Raw genomic sequence first — 20,004 nt, 5'->3', positions numbered from 1 at the left:
ACCCCCTCCTCCCTCCCCCGCCCGCCCCCCCCCCCAATCCCCTCACCTACCTTGTTGGTGGGGTGGATTTTTTTTTACCCCTGGGCGGGGGCAAAAAAAATAGCCAGCACTCAACGAAGGATCGGGGGGAGAGGACCGTGCAACGAGGAGGTTGCCTTGGGTGTCAGCGAGTCAGGGTTGTCCGGTGCTGTCCGCGAGCTGGTGGGCGCGCTCGGGGCGGAGCAGGTCGTCACGGACCGGCAGCGGCGACGGACCTACGAGTGCGACGGGCTCGCCGCCTACCGCGTGATCCCCGGGGTGGTGGTCCTGGCGCGGGACGCCGCCGACGTCGCGACCACCGTGACGGCCTGCGCCCGGTACGGCGTGCCGTTCGTCGCGCGCGGGTCGGGCACGGGGCTGTCGGGCGGGGCGCTGCCGCACTCCGAGGGCGTGCTCGTGGTCATGTCGCAGATGCGGTCGGTCCGCGAGATCGACGCCGACAACCAGCGCGCCGTGGTCGACCCGGGGGTGATCAACCTGCACCTCACCGCGGCGACCAGCCCCGACGGCTACTACTTCGCGCCGGACCCGTCCAGCCAGTCGGTGTGCTCGATCGGGGGGAACGTCGCCGAGAACTCCGGCGGGGCGCACTGCCTCAAGTACGGCTTCACCACCAACCACGTCACAGGAGTGGACCTGGTCACGCCGGGCGGCGAGCAGGTCGAGATCGGCGGCAAGGCGCCGGACGCGCCCGGCTACGACCTGCTCGGCGCGCTCGTGGGCAGCGAGGGCACGCTCGGCGTGGTCACGGCGGCGACGGTGCGCCTGACCCGGCTGCCGCAGGAGGTCCGCACCCTGCTCGCCGCGTTCCACACGATGGACGACGCAGGGGCCGCCACCTCCGCGATCATCGCGGCGGGCGTGATCCCCGCGGCGATCGAGATGATGGACGCGCTCGCGATCGAGGCCGCGGAGGCCGCGGTGCACTGCGGCTACCCGCACGGGGCGGGCGCCGTGCTCGTGGTCGAGCTGGACGGTCCGGCGCCGGACGTCGCGGGGGAGTTCGACGACGTCGTGCGGCTGTGCGAGGCCGCCGGCGCCTTCGAGGTGCGGGTCGCGGCGGACGACGACGAGCGCGCCCTGATCTGGAAGGGCCGCAAGTCCGCGTTCGCCGCGGTCGGCCGGATCAGCCCGGACTACATCGTGCAGGACGGCGTGATCCCGCGGACGGCGCTGCCGCTCGTGCTGCGGCAGATCGCGGAGCTGGGTGAGAGCGCCGGCGTGCGGGTGGCGAACGTCTTCCACGCGGGCGACGGCAACCTGCACCCGCTCGTGCTGTTCGACGGCGCGGTCGAGGGCGCCGTCGAACGCGCGGAGGAGGTGGCCGGCGGCATCCTCGACCTGTGCCTGGAGCACGGCGGGTCCATCACCGGCGAGCACGGCGTGGGCGCCGACAAGGCCAAGCACATGCCGCGCATGTTCACCGCCGACGACCTCGACACGATGCAGGCGGTGCGGTGCGCGTTCGACCCCGACGGCATCTCCAACCCCGGCAAGGTGTTCCCCACGCCGCGGCTGTGCGGGGAGCGGCCGGGGCGGCACCAGGGCGCGCACCCCCTGGCGGAGTCCGGCGTGGCGGAGGTCTTCTGATGGCGGACCTGCAGCGGCTCGGCGACGCGCTGCGGCAGCACGGGGGAGAGGTGCGGGAGGCAGGTCCGGGCGACGCCGTCGACGGGGTGCCCGCCACGGCGGTCGCGCGGCCGACGTCGGCGGAGGGGGTGGCGGCAGTGCTGCGCGAGGCGACCGCGCACGGACTCGTCACCGTGGCGCGCGGGGCCGGCACGGCGCTCGACTGGGGCGCGCCGCCCGAGCGGGCCGACCTGATCCTGGACACGACGGGGCTGGACCGGCTCGTGGAGCACGGCTCGGGCGACCTCGTGGTGGTCGCGGAAGCCGGGCTGCCCGTCGCCGTGTTGTCGGAGACCGTCGGACGGGCCGCCCAGGAGCTGGTGGTGGACCTGCCGCCGGGCCGGCTCGCGGGCGGCTCCACCGTGGGCGGCATGCTGTCGACCGGCGCGTCCGGACCGCGCCGCCTGCAGCGCGGCGCCGTCCGCGACCTCGTGCTGGGCGCCACGGTCGTGCTCGCCGACGGCACCCGGGCCTCCTCGGGCGGCAAGGTGGTCAAGAACGTTGCCGGGTACGACCTTGCCAAGCTCCTGACCGGTGCGTACGGCACCCTCGGTGTGGTGGTCCGGGCCGCGTTCCGGCTGCATCCGGCCCGGCCGGACCGGGCCTTCGCGATCGGCTCCGGTCCGCTGGCCGACGTCGCCGCGCGGGCGCGGGACGTGGTCGCCTCGCAGCTCGCGCCCGCGGCGGTCGAGCTCGACCGGCCCGCCGGGAGCGACGTCGCCGAGGTGGCGGTGCTGCTGGAGGGGACGGCGGACGCCGTCGTGCAGCGGGCAGCCGCGGCCGCCGAGCTGCTGGACGGGCGGGTCCAGGCGGGGCCGCCGTCGTGGTGGGGCGAGCTGCCGGGCGCCGCGTGGGCCGGGCCTGGCGGGGTCGTTGCCGGGCGCGGGGGCTCGCCGGGCGCCGCCGTCGGGCAGCCGGAGCGAACCCTGGCCAAGGCGACCGCCACGCTCACCGGGGTGGCGGGTCTGCTGGCGGCGGCGCGGGACGCCGAGCAGCGGTACGGCGTCGGGATCGCGCTGCGCGGGACCGCCGCCGGGGTGCTGCATGCCGCGGTGACGGGCTCGCCCGAGGCGACCGCGCTCGCCGTCGGGCACCTGCGGGCGGCCGCACCCAGTCCGCGCGAGGGGGCCGTGACCGTGCTGCGGGCGTCGCGCCAGGTGCGGGCGGCGCTGGACGCGTGGGGGCCCGTGGGCGGGCTCGACCTGATGCGCGCGATCAAGCGACAGCTCGATCCCGGGCGGAACCTGGCGCCGGGCCGATTCGTGGGAGGCATCTGATGACCGAGGCGAAGCCGGACCTGCTGGGCTCCTTCGACGGGCCGGGGTCCGACGGGCCAGGCATCGACGGGCAGGGTGCCTTCGACGCGCACCGTCCGCCCGCCCGGGAGCTGGTGGACGACTGCGTGCACTGCGGGTTCTGTCTGCCCGCGTGCCCCACCTACTCGCTGTGGGGCGAGGAGATGGACTCCCCGCGCGGTCGGATCCACCTCATGAAGCAGGGGTTGGAGGGTGAGCCGATGTCGGCGTCGCTCGTCCAGCACGTCGACGCGTGCCTCGGCTGCATGGCGTGCGTCACGGCGTGCCCGTCGGGGGTGCAGTACGACAAGCTCGTCGAGGCGACCCGGCAGCAGGTCGAGCGGCGCGGCGCCGAGCACCGTACGCGGGGGCAGCGACTGCTGCGGTCGGCGATCTTCGCGGTGTTCCCGCGGCCCGAGCGGCTGCGGCGCGTGCTCCCACTGCTCGCGGCGTACCAGCGGTCGGGGCTGTCGCGGCTGGTGCGTCCGGTGCTGGCCCGGATGTCGCCGACGCTGGCGACGATGGAGGCGATCGCGCCGCCGGTGGGCCCGCGCATCCCGGTGCCGTCGCTCGTGCCCGCCGTCGGGGAGCGGCGGATGACGGTCGGGCTGCTGCTGGGCTGCGTGCAACGGGAGTTCTACCCCGGGGTCAACGCGGCGACGGTGCGGGTGCTCGCGGCGGAGGGGTGCGCCGTCGTCGTGCCGCCGGACCAGGGGTGCTGCGGCGCACTGTCCGTGCACGCCGGGCGCGAGGCCGAGGGGCTCGACTACGCGCGGGCGCTGATCGATGCGTTCGCGGACGCCCGCGTGGAGCGGATCGTGGCGAACTCGGCCGGGTGCGGCTCCACGATGAAGGACTACGCGGACCTGCTGGTGGACGACCCGGAGTACGCCGAGCGCGCCGCCGCCTTCGCGGACCGGACCCGGGACGTCTCCGAGGTGCTGGCGGAGCTGGAACCCGTCGCGCCGCGGCATCCGCTGCCCCTGAACGTGGCGTACCACGACGCCTGCCACCTGCGGCACGCGCAGGGCGTCAAGGCCCAGCCGCGCGCGGTGCTCGCGACGATCCCGGGACTCGTGGTCAAGGACATCGCCGAGGGCGACATGTGCTGCGGGTCGGCCGGCATCTACAACCTGACGAACCCGGAGCCGGCGCGCGAGCTGGGCGACCGCAAGGCCGCCCACGTGGCGGCGACCGGCGCCGAGCTGCTGGTCACGTCCAACCCGGGCTGCCTGCTGCAGATCACCGACGCGCTGTCCCGGCAGGGACGTGCCATGCCGACGGCGCACCTGGTGCTGGTGCTGGACGCGTCGCTGCGCGGGGCCGGCCTGGAGGAGCTGCTGGGCTGAGCCCGGCGCGCGGGGCATTGAGTTCGGTCGGTTGCGTCGAGACCGGTCCGATGATGGGCCGATCTCGGGGTAACGGACCGAACTCGATGTGCCCGTAGGGAGTCCGGTGGGGGAGCCCGTGGACGTGCATGTCACATCGTCTCGACCCCGGGGGACGGGCGCTCCCGTGGGAGAATGTTCGGGCATCTGTCATCGAAGGGAACACCGTGAACGAAACGCCCCGTGACCAGGGGAACGACCGCGAGGGCGACCGCCGCGGCGAGCGCAAGGGCGCCTACCGCAACGACGGCCCGCGTCGCGACGACCGGGGCGGTGAGCGCGGTGGAGACCGGGGCCGCCGGTATGACGGCGCCCGCGGAGGCAGCGCGCCCCGGCGCGACGACGACCGGCCGCGCCGGTCCTCCGACGACCGTGGCGGCGACCGCCCCCGTCGGGATGACCGTGGCGGCGACCGTCCGTTCCGGAGCGGAGGCGACGACCGTCCCCGCCGTTCGTACGGCGACCGGGACAACCGGGGCTCGCACGGCGAGCGGGACAACCGGGGTTCGTACGGCGAGCGGGGCGGCCGCGACGACCGCGGTGCCCGTCCGTTCCGTGGTGGGGACGGCGACCGTCCGCGCCGGTACGAGGACCGGGACAATCGCGGGGGCGACCGTCCCGCGCGCCGCGACGACGGCCCCCGCCGGTCCTTCGGCGACCGCGACGACCGTCCGCAGCGTTCCTTCAACGACCGCGGTGGCGACCGGCCGCGCCGGTCCTTCGACGACCGGGGCGACAACCGTCCGGCGCGTCAGGGCGACGACCGGCCCCGCCGGTCCTTCGGTGACCGGGACGACCGTCCGCAGCGTTCGTTCAACGACCGTGACGACCGTCCCCGTCGGTCCTTCGAGGACCGTGGTGGTGACCGTCCGCGTCGCGACGACCGCGGCGGCGACCGGCCGTACCAGCGCGGTGGCGACGACCGTCCGCGCCGCTCGTACGGTGACCGGGACGACCGTTCCCAGCGTTCGTTCAACGACCGCGACGACCGGGGTGCCCGTGACGGCCGCGGACGCGACGACCGTCCGCAGCGTTCGTTCAACGACCGTGGTGGTGACCGTCCGCGTCGTGACGACCGTGGTGGCGACCGTCCGTTCCAGCGTGGCGGCGACGACCGTCCGCGCCGCTCCTACGGTGACCGCGACGACCGTGGCGCCCGCGACAGCCGCGGTGCGCAGGCCGGCGGCGCCCGCTCGTTCCAGGGGAACGACGGCGACCGGCCCCGCCGGTCCTTCGACGACCGTGGTGGTGACCGTCCGCGCCGTGACGACAGGGGCGGCGACCGGCCCCGTCGCGACGACCGCGGCGGCAGCCGCCCGCGCAACGACGACCGCGGTGGCGACCGTCAGCGCCGTTCGTTCGGTGACCGCGACGACCGGCCCCGCCCGGAGAACCACGAGGAGCGTGAGGAGCGCGCTCCCCGCGCCCCCGAGCCGGAGATCGCCGAGGACGCCTCGTTCAGCCAGCTCGACCGCGACGTCCGCTCGCGTCTGCGCGGCCTGAGCAAGGACCACGCCGAGTACGTGGGGCTGCACCTGGTGATGGCGGGCCGGCTGCTCGACGTCGACCCGGAGCGTGCCTACGAGCACACCCAGGCCGCGGTGCGCGGCGCCGGCCGCATCGACATCGTGCGCGAGGCCGCCGGCATCGCCGCGTACCACACCAACCGGTACGCGGAGGCGCTGCGCGAGCTGCGCACCGTCCGCCGGCTGAACGGCTCGTCGGAGCACCTGCCGATCATGGCCGACGCCGAGCGCGGCCTCGGCCGTCCGGAGCGCGCCCTGGCGCTCGCGGCCTCGGAGGAGGCGGCGACGCTGGACGCGACCGGCCGCATCGAGCTCGCGATCGTGGCGAGCGGCGCCCGCTCGGACCTGGGCGAGCACGACGCCGCCCTGGCCGTGCTGGACAAGGTCTCGGCCGAGGACGCCCAGGGCGACCTCGGGGTGCGCGTGGTGCAGGCGCGGGCCGTGGCGCTCGAGGCCGCCGGCCGGGCCGACGAGGCCGCCGCGCTCCTGGCGTCGGTCGACAGCGAGGCCCTCGAGCGGGCGATCGGCGCGCAGACGCCGGACGAGGACATCACCGTGTTCGACGTCGAGGAGGACGCGGCGATCGCCGAGCAGGAGTACGCCGCGGAGCACCCGGAGGAGTTCGCGGACGACGAGGACTCGGACGACGAGGACTCGGACGAGGGCGACGAGGACGAGGATTCCGCTGACTCGGCCGATTCCGGGGACTCGCCGGATTCCGCTGACTCGGCTGACTCGGCTGATTCCGCCGACTCGCCCGACTCGGCTGATTCTGCCGACGAGGACGAGGACGACGACGAGGAGTCGGACGACGACTCTGACCGCGACGAGTCCGACGACGACGAGTCCGACAGCGACGAGTCCGACAGCGACGAGTCCGACAGCGACGAGGCCGGTGCCGACGAGCCCGAGGCGGACGCCGTCGACGAGCCGAGTGCCGCCGAGTCCGACGAGGCCTCGGATGCTCCGTCGGCCGGAGTGACCGACGCGTCGCCCGCGACCGAGGTGACCGAGACCGAGGTGACGACGTCCGCGTCCGAGGCGACCGACACGGAGGCGACCGCCACCGACGCGACCGACGCCGAGGGCGAGCCGGCCGCCGAGGGCGACCGGTCCGGCGTCGGGCAGGAGAAGGAGTGACGGCGACCGCCGGGCTGCTGGCGAGCGACGTCCCGCTCGCCGAGGCCTACGACCTCGCGCTCGTCGACCTGGACGGCGTCGCGTACAAGGGGCACCTGCCGATCGAGCACGCCTCGGCCAGCCTGGCCGCGGCGCGGTCGGGCGGGATGCGGCTGCTGTTCGTGACGAACAACGCGTCGCGCGAGCCGGAGGACGTCGCGGGCCAGCTCACCGGCCTGGACATCCCGACCGATCCGGACGAGGTGATGACCGCCGCGCAGGCCTGCGCGGCGCTGCTCACCACGCGGCTGGACGAGGGTGCGAAGGTGCTCGTCGTGGGTGGCAAGGGCCTGGTCACGGCGGTGCGGTCCGCGGGCTTCACGGTGGTGGAGTCGGCGGACGACGAGCCGGACGCCGTCGCCCAGGGCTATTCTCCCGAGCTGGGCTGGGAACAGCTCGCGGAGGCCGCGTACGCGGTGGGCCGGGGCGCCTGGCACGTGGCGAGCAACCTGGACCTGTCGCTGCCGACGGCGCGTGGGTTCGCGCCGGGGAACGGCGCCCTGGTGGGTGCCGTGGTGTCGGCGACGGGGGTTACCCCGGACAGTGCCGGCAAGCCCTCGCCCACGATGTACCGGCTCGCGGTCGAGCGGGCCCGGGCGAGCCGGCCGCTGGTGATCGGGGACCGGCTCGACACGGATCTCGCCGGCGCGCGCGGCGGCGGGTACCCGGGGCTGCACGTGCTGACGGGCGTCTCGACGGCGCGCGACGCCGTGCTGGCCGTGCCGGGGGAGCGCCCCTCGTTCGTGGGCGCCGACCTGCGGGCCCTGCTCGAGCCGCACGGCGCGCCCGCGCTCGCGGACGGCTGGTACGTGTCCGGCGGCGCGGCGGCCCAGGTGTCCGACGGCGAGCTGCGGCTCGACGGCGCCGGCATCGACCTGGTCCGCGCGGCGTGCGCCGCGTCCTGGGCCGCGACGGACGCCGGCGAGCCCCTGGACCAGACAACGGTCCCGGACTTCACGCTCTGATCCGGCTGATCTCGTGAAGGTGCGCTTCTACCCAGCGATCAGGCCCGGAAACAGCGCGATTCCGGGCCCAGTCGCTGGGTAGAAGCGCACCTTGCGGGAGCGGGGTGCGGTGTACGGAAGTGCGGTTCTACCCCGTCATCGGGCCCGGAATCAGGTGTGTTTCGGGCGCAATGGCGGGGTAGATGCGCACTTCTGCGGCGCGGCAGCGCGGACGACGGCCGGCCGGGCGGCTTCTCCCCGCAGAGAACCTGACGGAATTCTCCCAGGTTCTGTCGGAGGCGACAGGTACCGTGTCTTGCAGCATGCCGACGGTCCGCGCGCGGCGGGTCGTCGCCGAGGAACGTCGCTGAGGAACAGGGACGAGCAGGGACGAGCAGCAGGTACCAGCACCGACGAGCAACAGCACGGACGAGCAACAGCAGGGACGAGCAACAGCACGGGCGAAGCACCAGCACGGACGAGCGCAGTACGGACGAGCACAGTGGAGCGTTGACGCACGATGGACGAGTTCTACGAGACCCAGGAACCCGCGACCGGCCCGGCCGATCCCGAGGCGGGCGTCCGGCATGCGCTCGACGCGCTCGACGGGCTCGACGACCTGCCCCCGGCCGAGCACGTCGCCCGGTTCGAGGCGGTCCACGACGCCCTGCGCGCGCACCTGAGCGGTGACGCCTGACGGTGGTGACGACGACTGTGAGCACGCGCGTGGACGCGGAGCTGGTCCGCCGTGGGCTGGCCCGTTCGCGGCGCCATGCCGCGGAGCTCGTCGCGTCCGGCCGGGTCACGGTCGCGGGGCGGGCGGTGGCCAAGCCGTCGGCGGCGGTGTCCGACGGCGACGAGGTGTCGGTCGCCCCCGGCGCCGACCCCGAGCACGAGTACGCGTCGCGTGCCGCCCTCAAGCTGGTCGGGGCGCTCGACGCCCTGGCCCACGTGCCGGGCGGCCCGGTGGTCGAGGGCGCTTTCTGCGCCGACCTCGGCGCCTCGACCGGGGGCTTCACGGACGTGCTGCTGCGCCGCGGCGCCGCCCACGTGGTCGCGGTCGACGTGGGCCACGACCAGATCGTGCCGGCGCTGCGCGACGACGACCGGGTCACGGTGGTCGAGGGCCTCAACGTCCGCGAGCTGACGCCGGGCGACCTGGCCCAGGCCCCGGACCTCGTGGTCGCCGACCTCTCGTTCATCTCCCTGACCGTGGTGCTGCCCGCCGTCGCGGCCGTGCTGCGCCCGTGGGCGCAGGCGCTGCTGATGGTCAAGCCGCAGTTCGAGGTGGGGCGCGAGCGCCTGGGCAGCGGCGGCGTGGTGCGCGACCGCGCGCTGCACGCCGAGGCGGTCACCACCGTGCTGCGCGCCGCCGAAGGCCTGGGTCTGCTGGCGCGCGCCGTGGTGCCGAGCCCGCTGCCTGGCCCGAGCGGCAACCGCGAGTTCTTCGTGTGGCTCACGCCGGCGGGCGCGACCGACTGGACCCCCGGGGACGACCTGGCGCTCGCGGCGGCCGTCGAGACGGCGGTGGCCTGGGACCCGGCGCACGGCGAGCCCGCGACGCGGCCCGGCCACCCGCCGGAGCCGCCGGCCGTCGTCGTGCACGGACGGCAGGACGACCCACCCCCGGCCGAGCGGCCGGCTGGGCAGCAGGACCAGGACACCGACCAGCAGGGCACCGACCAGCAGCACACGGACCAGCAGCACACCGAGCAGAAGGAGCCCCGACCGTGACCCGGCGCGTCCTCATCGTGACCCATGGCGGTCGTCCCCAGGCGGTCGCCGCGCTGGCCGAGGCGCTGCGCGAGCTGAAGGCCGCCGGCTTCGAGTACACGCTGCACGACGACGCGCTCGCGGAGGAGTTCGGCGACCACATGGCGGCCAAGCGCCTCGCGGAGGGTGTGCACAACGCCGAGGCCGTGATGGTGCTGGGCGGCGACGGCACGATCCTGCGCGCGGCGGAGCTGACGCGCGGCACGGACGTGCCGCTGCTCGGCGTGAACCTCGGGCACGTCGGCTTCCTCGCGGAGTCGGAGCGCGAGGACCTCGGCGCCGCCGTCCGGCGGCTGGTCGCGCGGGACTACGACGTGGAGGAGCGCGCCACGGTCGACGTGACGGTGCACCTGCCGGGCACGGCGGAGCCGGTGGTCGGCTGGGCGCTCAACGAGGCGACCGTCGAGAAGGCGTCGCGCGACCGCATGCTCGAGGTCGCGATCGGGGTGGACGGCCGCCCGCTGCTGTCGTTCGGCTGCGACGGCGTGGTGATGTCCACCGCGACGGGCTCCACGGCGCACGCCTTCTCGGGCGGCGGGCCGGTGATCTGGCCGGACGTCGACGCCGTGCTGATGGTGCCGCTGTCGGCGCACGCGCTGTTCGCGCGACCGCTCGTGATCGGCCCGAAGTCGCGGTACACGGTCGACGTGCTGCCGCAGTCCACGGTCGAGGGCGTGCTGACCTGTGACGGGCGGCGGGAGATCCGGCTGCCCCGCGGTTCTCGCGTCGTCGTGCGCCAGGGCGGTACGGTGCGGCTCGCACGGTTGTCGAACGCGCCGTTCGCGGACCGCCTCGTGTCGAAGTTCAGCCTGCCCGTCTCGGGCTGGCGGGACCGTGTCGGGTCGGGGCAGGCAGCAGGGCAGGATGTACCTTCTGACCCAGCCGACACCACACCAGAGAATTAAGGAGTCAGGTGCTCGAGGAGATCGCTATCGAGAACCTGGGCGTCATCCGCTCGGCCCGGGTACCCCTGTCGGACGGCCTGACCGTCATCACGGGCGAGACGGGCGCGGGCAAGACGATGGTGCTCACGGGGCTGAACCTGCTCATGGGCGCCAAGGCCGACCCGCAGTCGGTGCGCCCGGGCGCGTCGTCGGCCGCGGTCGAGGGGCGGGTGCGCGTCTCCGGGCGTGACGCCGTGCTGGGCCGCGTCGACGAGGCGGGCGGCGAGGTGGAGGACGACGGCACCGTCGTGATCCTGCGCACCATCGCCGACGGCCGCTCCCGCGCGCACCTGGGCGGCCGCGCCGTGCCGCAGGGCGTGCTCGCGGAGATCGCCGAGGACCTGTTCACGGTGCACGGCCAGGCCGACCAGCTCCGGCTGCGCACCTCCGCGAAGCAGCGCGACGCCCTGGACACGTTCGTGGGCCCTGCCCACCAGCGCGTGCTGGCGTCCTACCGCACCGCGTGGAGCGAGCGCGGCGGCCTGCTGACCGAGATCGCGGACCTGGAGGCGCGCGGCGCCGAGCGGGCCCGCGAGGTGGAGCTGCTGCGCATCGGCCTGGAGGAGATCGAGCGCGTCGACCCCGTCAGCGGTGAGGACGCCGAGCTGCAGGCGCTGATCGAGCGCCTGTCCAACGCGGAGGGCCTGCGCACGGCGGCCACCGAGGCGCACGAGGCCGTCGCGGGCGAGGACGCCGACGGCGCCCGGGAGAACGCGATCGCGCTGGTCGAGCGCGCGCGGCGCGTCCTGGACGCGGCGGCGCACTCCGACGCCGCGCTCGGCGTGCTCGCCACGCGGTTCGCCGAGGTGGGCTACCTCCTGTCGGACGTGGCGACCGACGTCGCCGCCTACGTGGACGACCTGCAGGCCGACCCGGCCGGGCTGGAGACGGCGCACAACCGGATGGCGGAGCTGAACGGCCTGACCCGGTCGTACGGCGAGACCATCGACGAGGTGCTGCAGTGGGCCAGCGACGCGGGCCTGCGCCTGCTCGACCTGGACGACGGCGGCGACCGCCTCACCTCGATGCGCGCCCGCGTGGCGGAGCTGGACGGTGAGCTGGACCGGCTGGCGGAGATCCTCACGGCCGAGCGCAGCCGGGGCGCGTCCGAGCTGGCCGAGGCCGTGACGAACGAGCTGCACGGCCTCGCGATGGGCGGCGCGCACCTCGTGGTCACGGTGGACGGGCTCGACCAGCCGGGGCCGTTCGGCGCCGACCAGGTGACGTTCCTGCTGGTGCCGCACCCCGGCGCCCCGGAGCGTCCGCTCGGCAAGGGCGCGTCCGGCGGTGAGCTCTCCCGCGTGATGCTCGCCCTGGAAGTCGCCCTGGCGACGTCGGGCGGCGCGGCCGCGGCGCGCACCGCGGACACCCCGCGCAGCACGTTCGTCTTCGACGAGGTCGACGCCGGGGTCGGCGGCCGGGCGGCGGTCGAGGTGGGCCGCCGGCTGGCGCAGCTCGGGCGCAGCACCCAGGTGGTCGTCGTGACCCACCTGGCCCAGGTCGCCGCGTTCGCGGACGCCCACCTCGTGGTCACCAAGAGCTCGGACGGCGAGGCCGGCGCGAGCGACGGCGACGACGGGATGATCACGGTCACGGGCGTGCGCGAGGTCACCGCGGACGCCCGGGTCCGCGAGCTGGCGCGCATGCTGTCCGGCCAGGACGACTCGGAGACGGCGCGTACCCACGCGCTGGAGCTCCTGGAGTCCTCGGTCGTGGGACGATAGAGCGGATGAAGCTGATCTCCCGACCCGAGAAGCGCGCCGACAAGGGCGCAGCGAAGAGTGCCGCCGACCAGGCCACGGTGCTGCCGCAGACCGTGGCGCACGGTCCCGCCCGGATCGGAGCGCGCACCAAGGAGCTCACGTCCCGGCTGAACCACGGCGACGTCGCCGTGATCGACCACGTGGACATCGACCGGGTCGCGGCCGACGCCCTGGTGGCGGCCGCGCCCGTCGCCGTCCTGAACGCCGCCCCGTCGACGTCCGGCAGGTACCCCAACACGGGCCCCGACATCCTGGTCGAGGCCGGGATCGTCCTGGTGGACGACCTGGGGCCGTCGGTCATGAAGATCGACGAGCACGCCGACATCGAGATCGTGGGCGGCGAGGTCGTGGTCGACGGCGAGGTCGTGGCCACGGGCACGTTCCAGACGCCGCGCACGGTGGCGGCGAACATGGCCGCGGCCCGCGAGGGCCTCTCGGCCGAGATCGAGCGGTTCGCCGAGAACACGATGACGTACCTGCGCCGCGAGCGGGACCTCCTGCTCGACGGCGTCGGCGTGCCCGACATCCGGACCCACATCGACGGCCGGCACGTGCTGATCGTGGTGCGGGGCTACCACTACCGGGAGGACCTGGCGCAGCTGCGGTCCTACATCCGGGAGAACCGGCCCGTCCTGATCGGCGTGGACGGCGGCGCCGACGCGATCATCGACGCCGGCTGGCAGCCCGACATGATCGTGGGCGACATGGACTCCGTCTCCGACCGGGCGCTGGCCTGCGGCGCGGAGATCGTGGTGCACGCCTACCGCGACGGCAAGGCACCCGGGCTGGAGCGCGTCAAGGCGCTCGGCGTGGAACCCGTCGTCTTCCCCGCGACGGGGACCAGCGAGGACATCACCATGTTGCTGGCCGACGACAAGGGCGCCGAGCTCATCGTCGCCGTCGGCACGCACGCCACCCTCGTGGAGTTCCTCGACAAGGGGCGCTCGGGCATGGCCTCCACCTTCCTCACCCGGCTCCGGGTCGGCGGCAAGCTGGTCGACGCCAAGGGCGTGTCCCGGCTGTACCGCACGCGAATCTCGAACACCCAGCTCACGCTGCTGTCCGGCGCGGGCGTCGCGGCGGTGCTCGCGGCGCTGGCCTCGACGTCGGCCGGCCAGACCTTCTTCGGACTGATGGGGGCGCGGTTCGACGACGTCGTGTCCTGGATCGGTCACCTGTTCGGCGGCTGACCTGCGAGGATGCTTCCTCGCAAGCACGCCGCCCCGACCTGACACCGGGCCTTCCACCGCTCGGAACATGCTTAAGGACTCCTTCCCACCGTGATCGACTTCCGATACCACCTCGTCTCGCTCATCTCCGTCTTCCTCGCCCTCGCGGTCGGCATCATCCTCGGTGCCGGACCCCTGCAGGGGGCGATCGGCGAGACGCTGACGGAACAGGTGGACGCGCTGCGTGCCGAGCGTTCCGACCTGCGCACCGAGCTCGACGCCACGCAGAGCGCGCTGGACGGCGACGAGCGCTACATCGAGGCGGCGGGCCAGCAGCTGGTCACCGGCTCGCTCGAGGGCGAGCGCGTGGCCGTGGTGCAGCTCGGCGAGGTCTCCCAGGAGGCGCACGACGGCGTGCTGAACCAGCTCGACACCGCCGGCGCCTCGGTCGTGGCCAAGACGGAGCTCACGGACGCGTGGACCGACCCTGCCGAGGAGTCGACCCGCGAGACCGTGGCCGAGGGGCTGCGCGCCAACCTCGGTTCCGCGGTCCCCGAGACGGACGACCCGAACGCCGTGCTCGGCGCGGCGCTCGCCCTGTCGCTCACCGGCAGCGACGGCGGCACCGACCGTAGCTCGCAGGCCACCGACCTGGAGGCCCAGCTGGAGCGCTTCGGCTTCGCGGAGCCGGGCGACGACCAGACGGAGACCGCGCAGGCGCTGGTGCTGCTCGTGGGCCCGGCCGGGCAGCCGCAGGAGACGGCGGACGGCGCCACCGAGGAGGCGGAGCCGACGCCGGACGTGTGGACGGCCGTGACGCTGGCGGCCCAGGAGGTCTCGGGCGCGGCGATCCTCGCCGGCCCGACCGACGACCCGGGCGACGCCGTGCAGGCCGTGCGCGACGACGAGGACATCGCCGCGGTGGTCACGACCGTCAGCGGCATCGACCGGCTCGCGGGCCGGATCAACGTGCCGCTCGCGGTGGCGGCGCGCCTGAGCGGCGTCGTGGGGCAGTACGGGCTCGAGGACGACGCGACGACGGTGCTGCCGCCCGCTGTCGACAACACGCCCGGCGACACCGTGGGCGACACCGCCGGCTGAGCGGGTACGAGCCGGGGCCGAGCGGTACGAGCAGCGCAAAGACCGACACACAGACCGAGGGGTAGTCATGGGTGCAGGAAGGTTCATCGTCGCGGGCGTCGTGGCCGGGATCGCGACGGCGTTCGCGCGCCGCACGCTCGACGAGAAGGTCGCCGCGGGTGCGCTCGGCGGGGACGACACGTGGACGCGGACCAACCACCGCGGCGAGCCGATCAGCCTGCTGGAGGGCCCGGCGGTCACGGCCGGCCTCGTCGCCGGCGCGGCCGTCGGGGGCGGCGCGGCCCCGGGCGCCACGGCGTTCGCCACGGCCGCCGCGGGCGGGTTCGGCCTCTACGACGACCTCGCCGAGGACACCGCCACCCGCACGAAGGGCCTGCGCGGCCACCTCGGCGCGCTCAAGGAGGGCCGCCTGACGACGGGCGGCCTCAAGGTGCTCGGCATCTCCGGCTCCGCGCTGCTGGCGTCCGCCGTCGGCACGCCCCGCACGGCGCGCAGCGCGTTCGGCCACGTGGTCGACATCGGCCTCAACGGCGCGCTCATCGGTGGCACCGCCAACCTGATCAACCTCTTCGACCTGCGCCCCGGCCGGGCCCTGAAGGCCGGCGTCGCGGCGAGCCTGCCGTTCGCCCTCGCCGGCACGGGCGCGGCGGGCGCCGTGCTGGGCGCCGCCGCCGCGGCGGCCCCCAGAGACCTGGGGGAGAAGGACATGCTGGGCGACGGCGGCGCCAACGCCCTCGGCGCGCTCGTCGGCAGCCAGGTCGCGTTCAACGCGCCCCGCGCGGTGCGGTGGGCGGCGCTCGCCGGCGTCGTCGGCCTCATGCTGGCGTCGGAGAAGGTGAGCTTCTCGAAGGTGATCGCCGACAACGAGTGGCTGAACAAGGCCGACATGCTCGGCCGGCGCCCCTCGGCCGCGGTCGAGGAGTCCGTCGCCGAGCTCGCCCAGACCAAGCCCGTGGCCACCCCGGGCGCGTGAGCCGCACCCAGTCCCTGGCGAGCGCGGCGCTGCTCGTCACCGTCGTCACCCTCGCCAGCCGCCTGGTCGGCTTCGGCCGCTGGCTCGCGCAGGGCGCGTGGCTCGGGTCCGACGGCGTCGGCACGGTCTTCAACTCGGCCAACCAGCTGCCCAACCTGCTGTTCGAGGTCGCGGCCGGCGGCGCGCTGGCGGGCGCCGTCGTGCCGCTGCTGGCCGGGCCGCTGGCCCGGGCGGCGTTCACCGCAGACGGCACCGTGGCCTCGAAGGAGCAGGCCTCGCGGATCGCGTCGGCCCTGCTGGGCTGGACGCTGGTCGTCCTCGTGCCGCTGGCCGGGCTCACGGCCCTGCTCGCGCGGCCGATCATCAGCCTGACCGGGCTGGACGATCCCGTCCAGGTGGACGTCGCCACGGCATTCCTGCGGGTGTTCGCCGTGCAGGTGCCGCTCTACGGGATCGCCGTCGTGCTGGGCGGCATCCTGCAGGCGCACAAGCGGTTCTTCTGGCCGGCGTTCGCGCCGCTCGTCTCCAGCCTCGTGGTCATCGCGGTCTACGGGGTCTTCTACCTGCTGGCCGACGGCAACCAGCAGGACGTCGCCGCACTCTCGTCCCAGGCGCTGGTGTGGCTGGCGTGGGGCACCACAGTGGGCGTGCTGTTCCTGGCCCTGCCGCTCGTGGTGCCCGTGTGGCGCACCGGCCTGCGGCTGCGGCCGACGCTGCGGTTCCCGTCCGGCGAGGGGCCGCGTGCCGCGCGCCTGGCCTTCGCGGGCGTGGGCGCTCTGGTGGCTCAGCAGCTCTCCGTGTTCCTCACGCTGCGCGCGGCCAACGCCGCCGGCGGCGACGGCACACTCTCGGTCTACCTGTACGCGCAGCAGGTCTACCTGCTGCCGTACGCGGTGCTCGCGTTCCCGATCGCGACCAGCGCCTTCCCGCACTTCGCGGAGCACGCCTCCGCGGGGCGGACCGGCGAGCTGCGCGACCTGGTCGCGCGCACGACGCGCACCTTGCTGCTCGTGACGGCCCTGGGCATGGCCGCGCTGATCGCGGCGGCCCCGTTCGTCGAGCAGGTCTTCGACCTCATCGTGCGCGGCGACGCCCCCGGCCTCGCCGCGGGGCTGATCACGATGGCCCCCGGGCTGATCGGGTTCGCGCTGATCCTGCACCTGTCGCGCGCGCTGTACGCCGTCGACCACGGGCGGGCCGCGGTGACCGCGACCGCGAGCGGGTGGGGCGTCGCGGCGATCGGTGCCGCGCTCGTGCCGGTGCTGTTCGCGAGCCGGACGCGGGAGTCGGTCTGCTTCGAGTCGTCCTCCGCCTGCGTCGACCTCGCGCTGCGGACCGACGTCATGGCGGCCCTGGGCGCCGTGGGCACGGCCGGGATGGTCGTGGCCGGGCTGGGGCTGCTCCTGGCCGTCCGGCGGCACCTGGGCGCGCCCGCGCTCGGCGGCGTCTGGCGGGCCCTGCTCGTGGTCCTGGTGGCCGCCGCTGTCGGCGCCGCCGCCGGGCTCTGGCTGCCGTGGCGGCTCGGACTGTGGGAGAGCTCGTTCCTCACGTCCACGAACCAGGTGCTGAACGAGGTGCCGTTCGACGGCGGCGAGTTCGCCGCCGAGCTGGGCCTCGGGCTGGCCTTCGGGCTGCTCGCCGCGCTCGTCGCGCTGGCGGTGGCGGTGCTGCTCGACCGGGACCTGCGCGCCGCCGTCGGACCGCTGTTCGGGAAGCTGGGGAGGAAGTTCTCCCGGAAGGCCTGACTTAGCGAGCGCGAACGTCGCAGCAGGGGCAGACTCGACCAAAACCGGTCGATAGTTCCCGCGCGATGCGCGCGTGTGCTGGTCGTTACACCACCAGCACGCCGTACCTCGTTTAGGATGGAGTTCCGTGGTCGAACACCGAAGCAGTCTCCAGTCCCGTCAGCGGTCCGGCGCCTCCACGCCGACCAAGCACATCTTCGTCACCGGTGGTGTGGCGTCCTCTCTCGGCAAGGGTCTGACGGCGTCGTCACTCGGCCGCCTGCTCCGTTCCCGTGGCCTCAGCGTCACGATGCAGAAGCTGGATCCCTACCTCAACGTGGATCCCGGCACCATGAACCCGTTCCAGCACGGTGAGGTCTTCGTCACGGAGGACGGCGCCGAGACCGACCTGGACATCGGGCACTACGAGCGCTTCCTCGACGTCGAGCTCCCCGCCTCGTCCAACGTGACGACCGGCCAGGTGTACTCGCGCGTCATCGCCAAGGAGCGCCGCGGCGAGTACCTGGGCGACACCGTGCAGGTCATCCCGCACATCACCGACGAGATCAAGTTCCGGATGCGCGAGCAGGCGTCCGACGACGTCGACGTGATCATCACCGAGATCGGCGGCACCGTCGGCGACATCGAGTCGCAGCCCTTCCTCGAGTCCGCGCGCCAGGTGCGGCACGAGCTCGGCCGCGACAACGTGTTCTTCCTGCACGTCTCGCTGGTGCCGTACATCGGCCCGTCGGGCGAGCTGAAGACCAAGCCGACGCAGCACTCCGTGGCCGCGCTGCGCTCGATCGGCATCCAGCCGGACGCGATCGTGCTGCGCTCCGACCGCGTGGTGCCCGAGAGCATCAAGCGCAAGATCGCCCTCATGTGCGACGTCGACAACGAGGCAGTGATCAACTGCGCCGACGCGCCGTCGATCTACGACATCCCGCGCGTCATCCACTCCGAGGGCCTGGACGCCTACGTGGTGCGCCGCCTGGGCATGCCCTTCCACGACGTGGACTGGGACGGCTGGAGCCGCCTCCTGGAGCGCGTGCACGAGCCCGAGCACAACGTCGAGGTCGCGCTGGTCGGCAAGTACATCGACCTGCCCGACGCCTACCTGTCCGTGACCGAGGCGCTGCGCGCCGGCGGGTTCGCGAACGACGCGAAGGTGGCGATCCGCTGGGTCGCCGCCGACGACTGCCAGACGCCCGAGGGCGCCCAGGCCTCCCTCGAGGGCGTCGACGCCGTGCTGGTGCCCGGCGGGTTCGGCGTACGTGGCATCGACGGCAAGGTCGGGGCGCTGCGCTGGTCGCGCGAGAACCTCGTGCCGACCCTCGGCATCTGCCTGGGCCTGCAGTCGATGGTCATCGAGTACGCCCGCAACGTGCTGGGCTGGGCCGACGCGTCGTCCACCGAGTTCCACCCGACCAGCAGCCACCCCGTCGTGGCGACCATGGCCGAGCAGAAGTCGATCGTGGAGGGCGAGGGCGACATGGGCGGCACCATGCGCCTCGGCGCCTACGAGGCGTCGCTCACCGCCGGCTCCGTCGTGGCCAAGGCCTACGGCAGCGAGAAGGTGACCGAGCGCCACCGCCACCGCTACGAGGTGAACAACGCGTTCCGCGTCGAGCTGGAGGAGGCGGGCCTGCTGATCTCCGGCACGTCCCCCGACTCGTCGCTCGTGGAGTTCGTCGAGCTGCCCGCCGAGACGCACCCGTACTTCGTGTCCACGCAGGCACACCCCGAGTTCAAGTCGCGCCCCACGCGAGCACACCCGCTCTTCGCGGGCCTGATCGCGGCGGCGCTCGAGAAGCAGTCCTCATGAAGCTGGGGATCGTCGGCAGGTGCGGCGGAGGGACAGCATGAGCAGCGACGAGGTCACGGACGTCATCGACCCCCGCCCCGCGCGGCGGCTCGACGTACCGTTCCAGGGTTTCGTGGTCGACATGGTCTCCGACGAGGTCGACCTCGGCGAGGCCGGCGGCATCGTCCGGCGTGAGTACGTCGACCACCCGGGCGCGGTCGTCGTCGTGGCGCTGACCGACGACGGCAACGTGCTCCTGCTGCGCCAGTACCGGCACCCGGTCGGCGCCTTCCTCTGGGAGGCGCCCGCCGGCCTGCTCGACCTGGACGGCGAGGACCCGCACGTCGCGGCGGCCCGCGAGCTGGCCGAGGAGGCGGACATGAACGCCGGCTCCTGGGACGTGCTGCTGGACCTGCTGCCCACGCCGGGCGGCAGCAACGAGGCCGTCCGCGTGTACCTGGCGCGCGACCTCACGCCCGTGCCCGACGACGAGCGGCACACGCGTGAGGCCGAGGAGGCCGACATGGTCGTGGTCCCGGTGCCGCTGGAGGAGGCCGCGGCGCTGGCGCTCGCGGGCCGGCTGCACAACGCGGCGACGATCGCGGGCGTGCTGGCGGCGGCGATCGGCCGGGCCTCCGACTGGGAGACGCTTCGCCCGGTGGACTCCCCGTGGGAGTACCGCAAGAACTGAGGCTGACCTGAGGCAAAATTCAGGTCGCATGTGTTGCTGACTTCGGTCGGTTGCTTCGAGAT

16 protein-coding genes are annotated in these 20,004 nt (G+C 74.2%); 15 read left to right on the top strand and 1 reads right to left on the bottom strand.

Annotation, left to right across the window (positions count from 1 at the left end):
* The first annotated feature begins 156 nt into the window (after positions 1–156).
* Genes ACFWEJ_RS14860 through ACFWEJ_RS14850 form a run of 3 tightly spaced genes read left to right on the top strand, consistent with a single transcriptional unit; the run spans position 157 to position 4,312 of the window.
* Positions 157–1,629 carry an FAD-linked oxidase C-terminal domain-containing protein gene (locus tag ACFWEJ_RS14860; protein WP_377229975.1) on the top strand — a complete coding sequence of 491 codons (1,473 nt, stop codon included), beginning with the start codon at positions 157–159 and terminating at the stop codon, positions 1,627–1,629.
* The gene (locus ACFWEJ_RS14855; RefSeq protein WP_377229974.1) at positions 1,629–2,945 is read left to right on the top strand and encodes an FAD-binding oxidoreductase; all 1,317 of its coding nucleotides are present in this window, start codon (positions 1,629–1,631) and stop codon (positions 2,943–2,945) included. The genes ACFWEJ_RS14860 and ACFWEJ_RS14855 overlap by 1 nt, the downstream gene beginning before the upstream one ends.
* Positions 2,945–4,312 (top strand): heterodisulfide reductase-related iron-sulfur binding cluster, encoded by a 1,368-nt coding sequence (locus ACFWEJ_RS14850; RefSeq protein ID WP_377229973.1) that lies wholly within the window; start codon positions 2,945–2,947, stop codon positions 4,310–4,312. Before ACFWEJ_RS14855 ends, ACFWEJ_RS14850 begins: the two co-directional genes overlap by 1 nt.
* A gap of 131 nt (positions 4,313–4,443) precedes the next feature.
* On the opposite strand, the gene ACFWEJ_RS14845 is transcribed toward ACFWEJ_RS14850, so the two are convergent.
* Positions 4,444–5,886 carry a hypothetical protein gene (locus ACFWEJ_RS14845; protein ID WP_377229972.1) on the bottom strand — a complete coding sequence of 481 codons (1,443 nt, stop codon included), beginning with the start codon at positions 5,884–5,886 and terminating at the stop codon, positions 4,444–4,446.
* On the opposite strand from ACFWEJ_RS14845, the gene ACFWEJ_RS14840 reads away from it, so the two are divergent.
* The 12 genes from ACFWEJ_RS14840 (at position 5,875) to ACFWEJ_RS14785 (ending at position 19,942) form a co-directional block, all read left to right on the top strand.
* Positions 5,875–7,017, top strand: a complete 1,143-nt coding sequence (locus ACFWEJ_RS14840) for a hypothetical protein (RefSeq protein WP_377229971.1) — start codon at positions 5,875–5,877, stop codon at positions 7,015–7,017. The two genes, ACFWEJ_RS14845 and ACFWEJ_RS14840, sit on opposite strands and share 12 nt — an antisense overlap.
* Positions 7,014–8,021 (top strand): HAD-IIA family hydrolase, encoded by a 1,008-nt coding sequence (locus ACFWEJ_RS14835; RefSeq protein WP_377229970.1) that lies wholly within the window; start codon positions 7,014–7,016, stop codon positions 8,019–8,021. Before ACFWEJ_RS14840 ends, ACFWEJ_RS14835 begins: the two co-directional genes overlap by 4 nt.
* A gap of 499 nt (positions 8,022–8,520) precedes the next feature.
* Positions 8,521–8,697: a hypothetical protein gene (locus tag ACFWEJ_RS14830; RefSeq protein WP_285101938.1), complete on the top strand. Its 177-nt coding sequence runs from the start codon at positions 8,521–8,523 to the stop codon at positions 8,695–8,697.
* A 5-nt stretch (positions 8,698–8,702) separates the two neighbouring features.
* Positions 8,703–9,734: a TlyA family RNA methyltransferase gene (locus ACFWEJ_RS14825; RefSeq protein WP_377229969.1), complete on the top strand. Its 1,032-nt coding sequence runs from the start codon at positions 8,703–8,705 to the stop codon at positions 9,732–9,734.
* Entirely contained in the window at positions 9,731–10,678 is a 948-nt protein-coding gene (locus tag ACFWEJ_RS14820) for an NAD kinase (protein ID WP_377229968.1), read from the top strand. Before ACFWEJ_RS14825 ends, ACFWEJ_RS14820 begins: the two co-directional genes overlap by 4 nt.
* A gap of 8 nt (positions 10,679–10,686) precedes the next feature.
* Positions 10,687–12,441, top strand: a complete 1,755-nt coding sequence (gene recN, locus ACFWEJ_RS14815) for a DNA repair protein RecN (protein ID WP_377229967.1) — start codon at positions 10,687–10,689, stop codon at positions 12,439–12,441.
* Between the two features lie 5 nt (positions 12,442–12,446).
* Entirely contained in the window at positions 12,447–13,670 is a 1,224-nt protein-coding gene (gene steA, locus ACFWEJ_RS14810; RefSeq protein WP_377229966.1) for a putative cytokinetic ring protein SteA, read from the top strand.
* Between the two features lie 90 nt (positions 13,671–13,760).
* Positions 13,761–14,750 carry a copper transporter gene (locus ACFWEJ_RS14805; RefSeq protein WP_377229965.1) on the top strand — a complete coding sequence of 330 codons (990 nt, stop codon included), beginning with the start codon at positions 13,761–13,763 and terminating at the stop codon, positions 14,748–14,750.
* A gap of 67 nt (positions 14,751–14,817) precedes the next feature.
* Positions 14,818–15,723, top strand: a complete 906-nt coding sequence (locus ACFWEJ_RS14800) for a hypothetical protein (RefSeq protein WP_377229964.1) — start codon at positions 14,818–14,820, stop codon at positions 15,721–15,723.
* Positions 15,720–17,468 (top strand): murein biosynthesis integral membrane protein MurJ, encoded by a 1,749-nt coding sequence (gene murJ, locus ACFWEJ_RS14795; RefSeq protein ID WP_377229963.1) that lies wholly within the window; start codon positions 15,720–15,722, stop codon positions 17,466–17,468. Before ACFWEJ_RS14800 ends, murJ begins: the two co-directional genes overlap by 4 nt.
* Positions 17,469–17,595: 127 nt before the next feature.
* On the top strand, positions 17,596–19,272 hold the full coding sequence (locus ACFWEJ_RS14790; protein WP_377229962.1) for a CTP synthase: 1,677 nt from the start codon (positions 17,596–17,598) through the stop codon (positions 19,270–19,272).
* Positions 19,273–19,309: 37 nt separating this feature from the next.
* The gene (locus ACFWEJ_RS14785; RefSeq protein WP_020012930.1) at positions 19,310–19,942 is read left to right on the top strand and encodes an NUDIX domain-containing protein; all 633 of its coding nucleotides are present in this window, start codon (positions 19,310–19,312) and stop codon (positions 19,940–19,942) included.
* Positions 19,943–20,004 lie beyond the last annotated feature (62 nt).

The organism is Promicromonospora sp. NPDC060204 (genome assembly GCF_042728455.1).
Taxonomy (GTDB): Bacteria; Actinomycetota; Actinomycetes; order Actinomycetales; family Cellulomonadaceae; genus Promicromonospora.
This window is presented reverse-complemented; position numbering and strand designations above follow the sequence as displayed.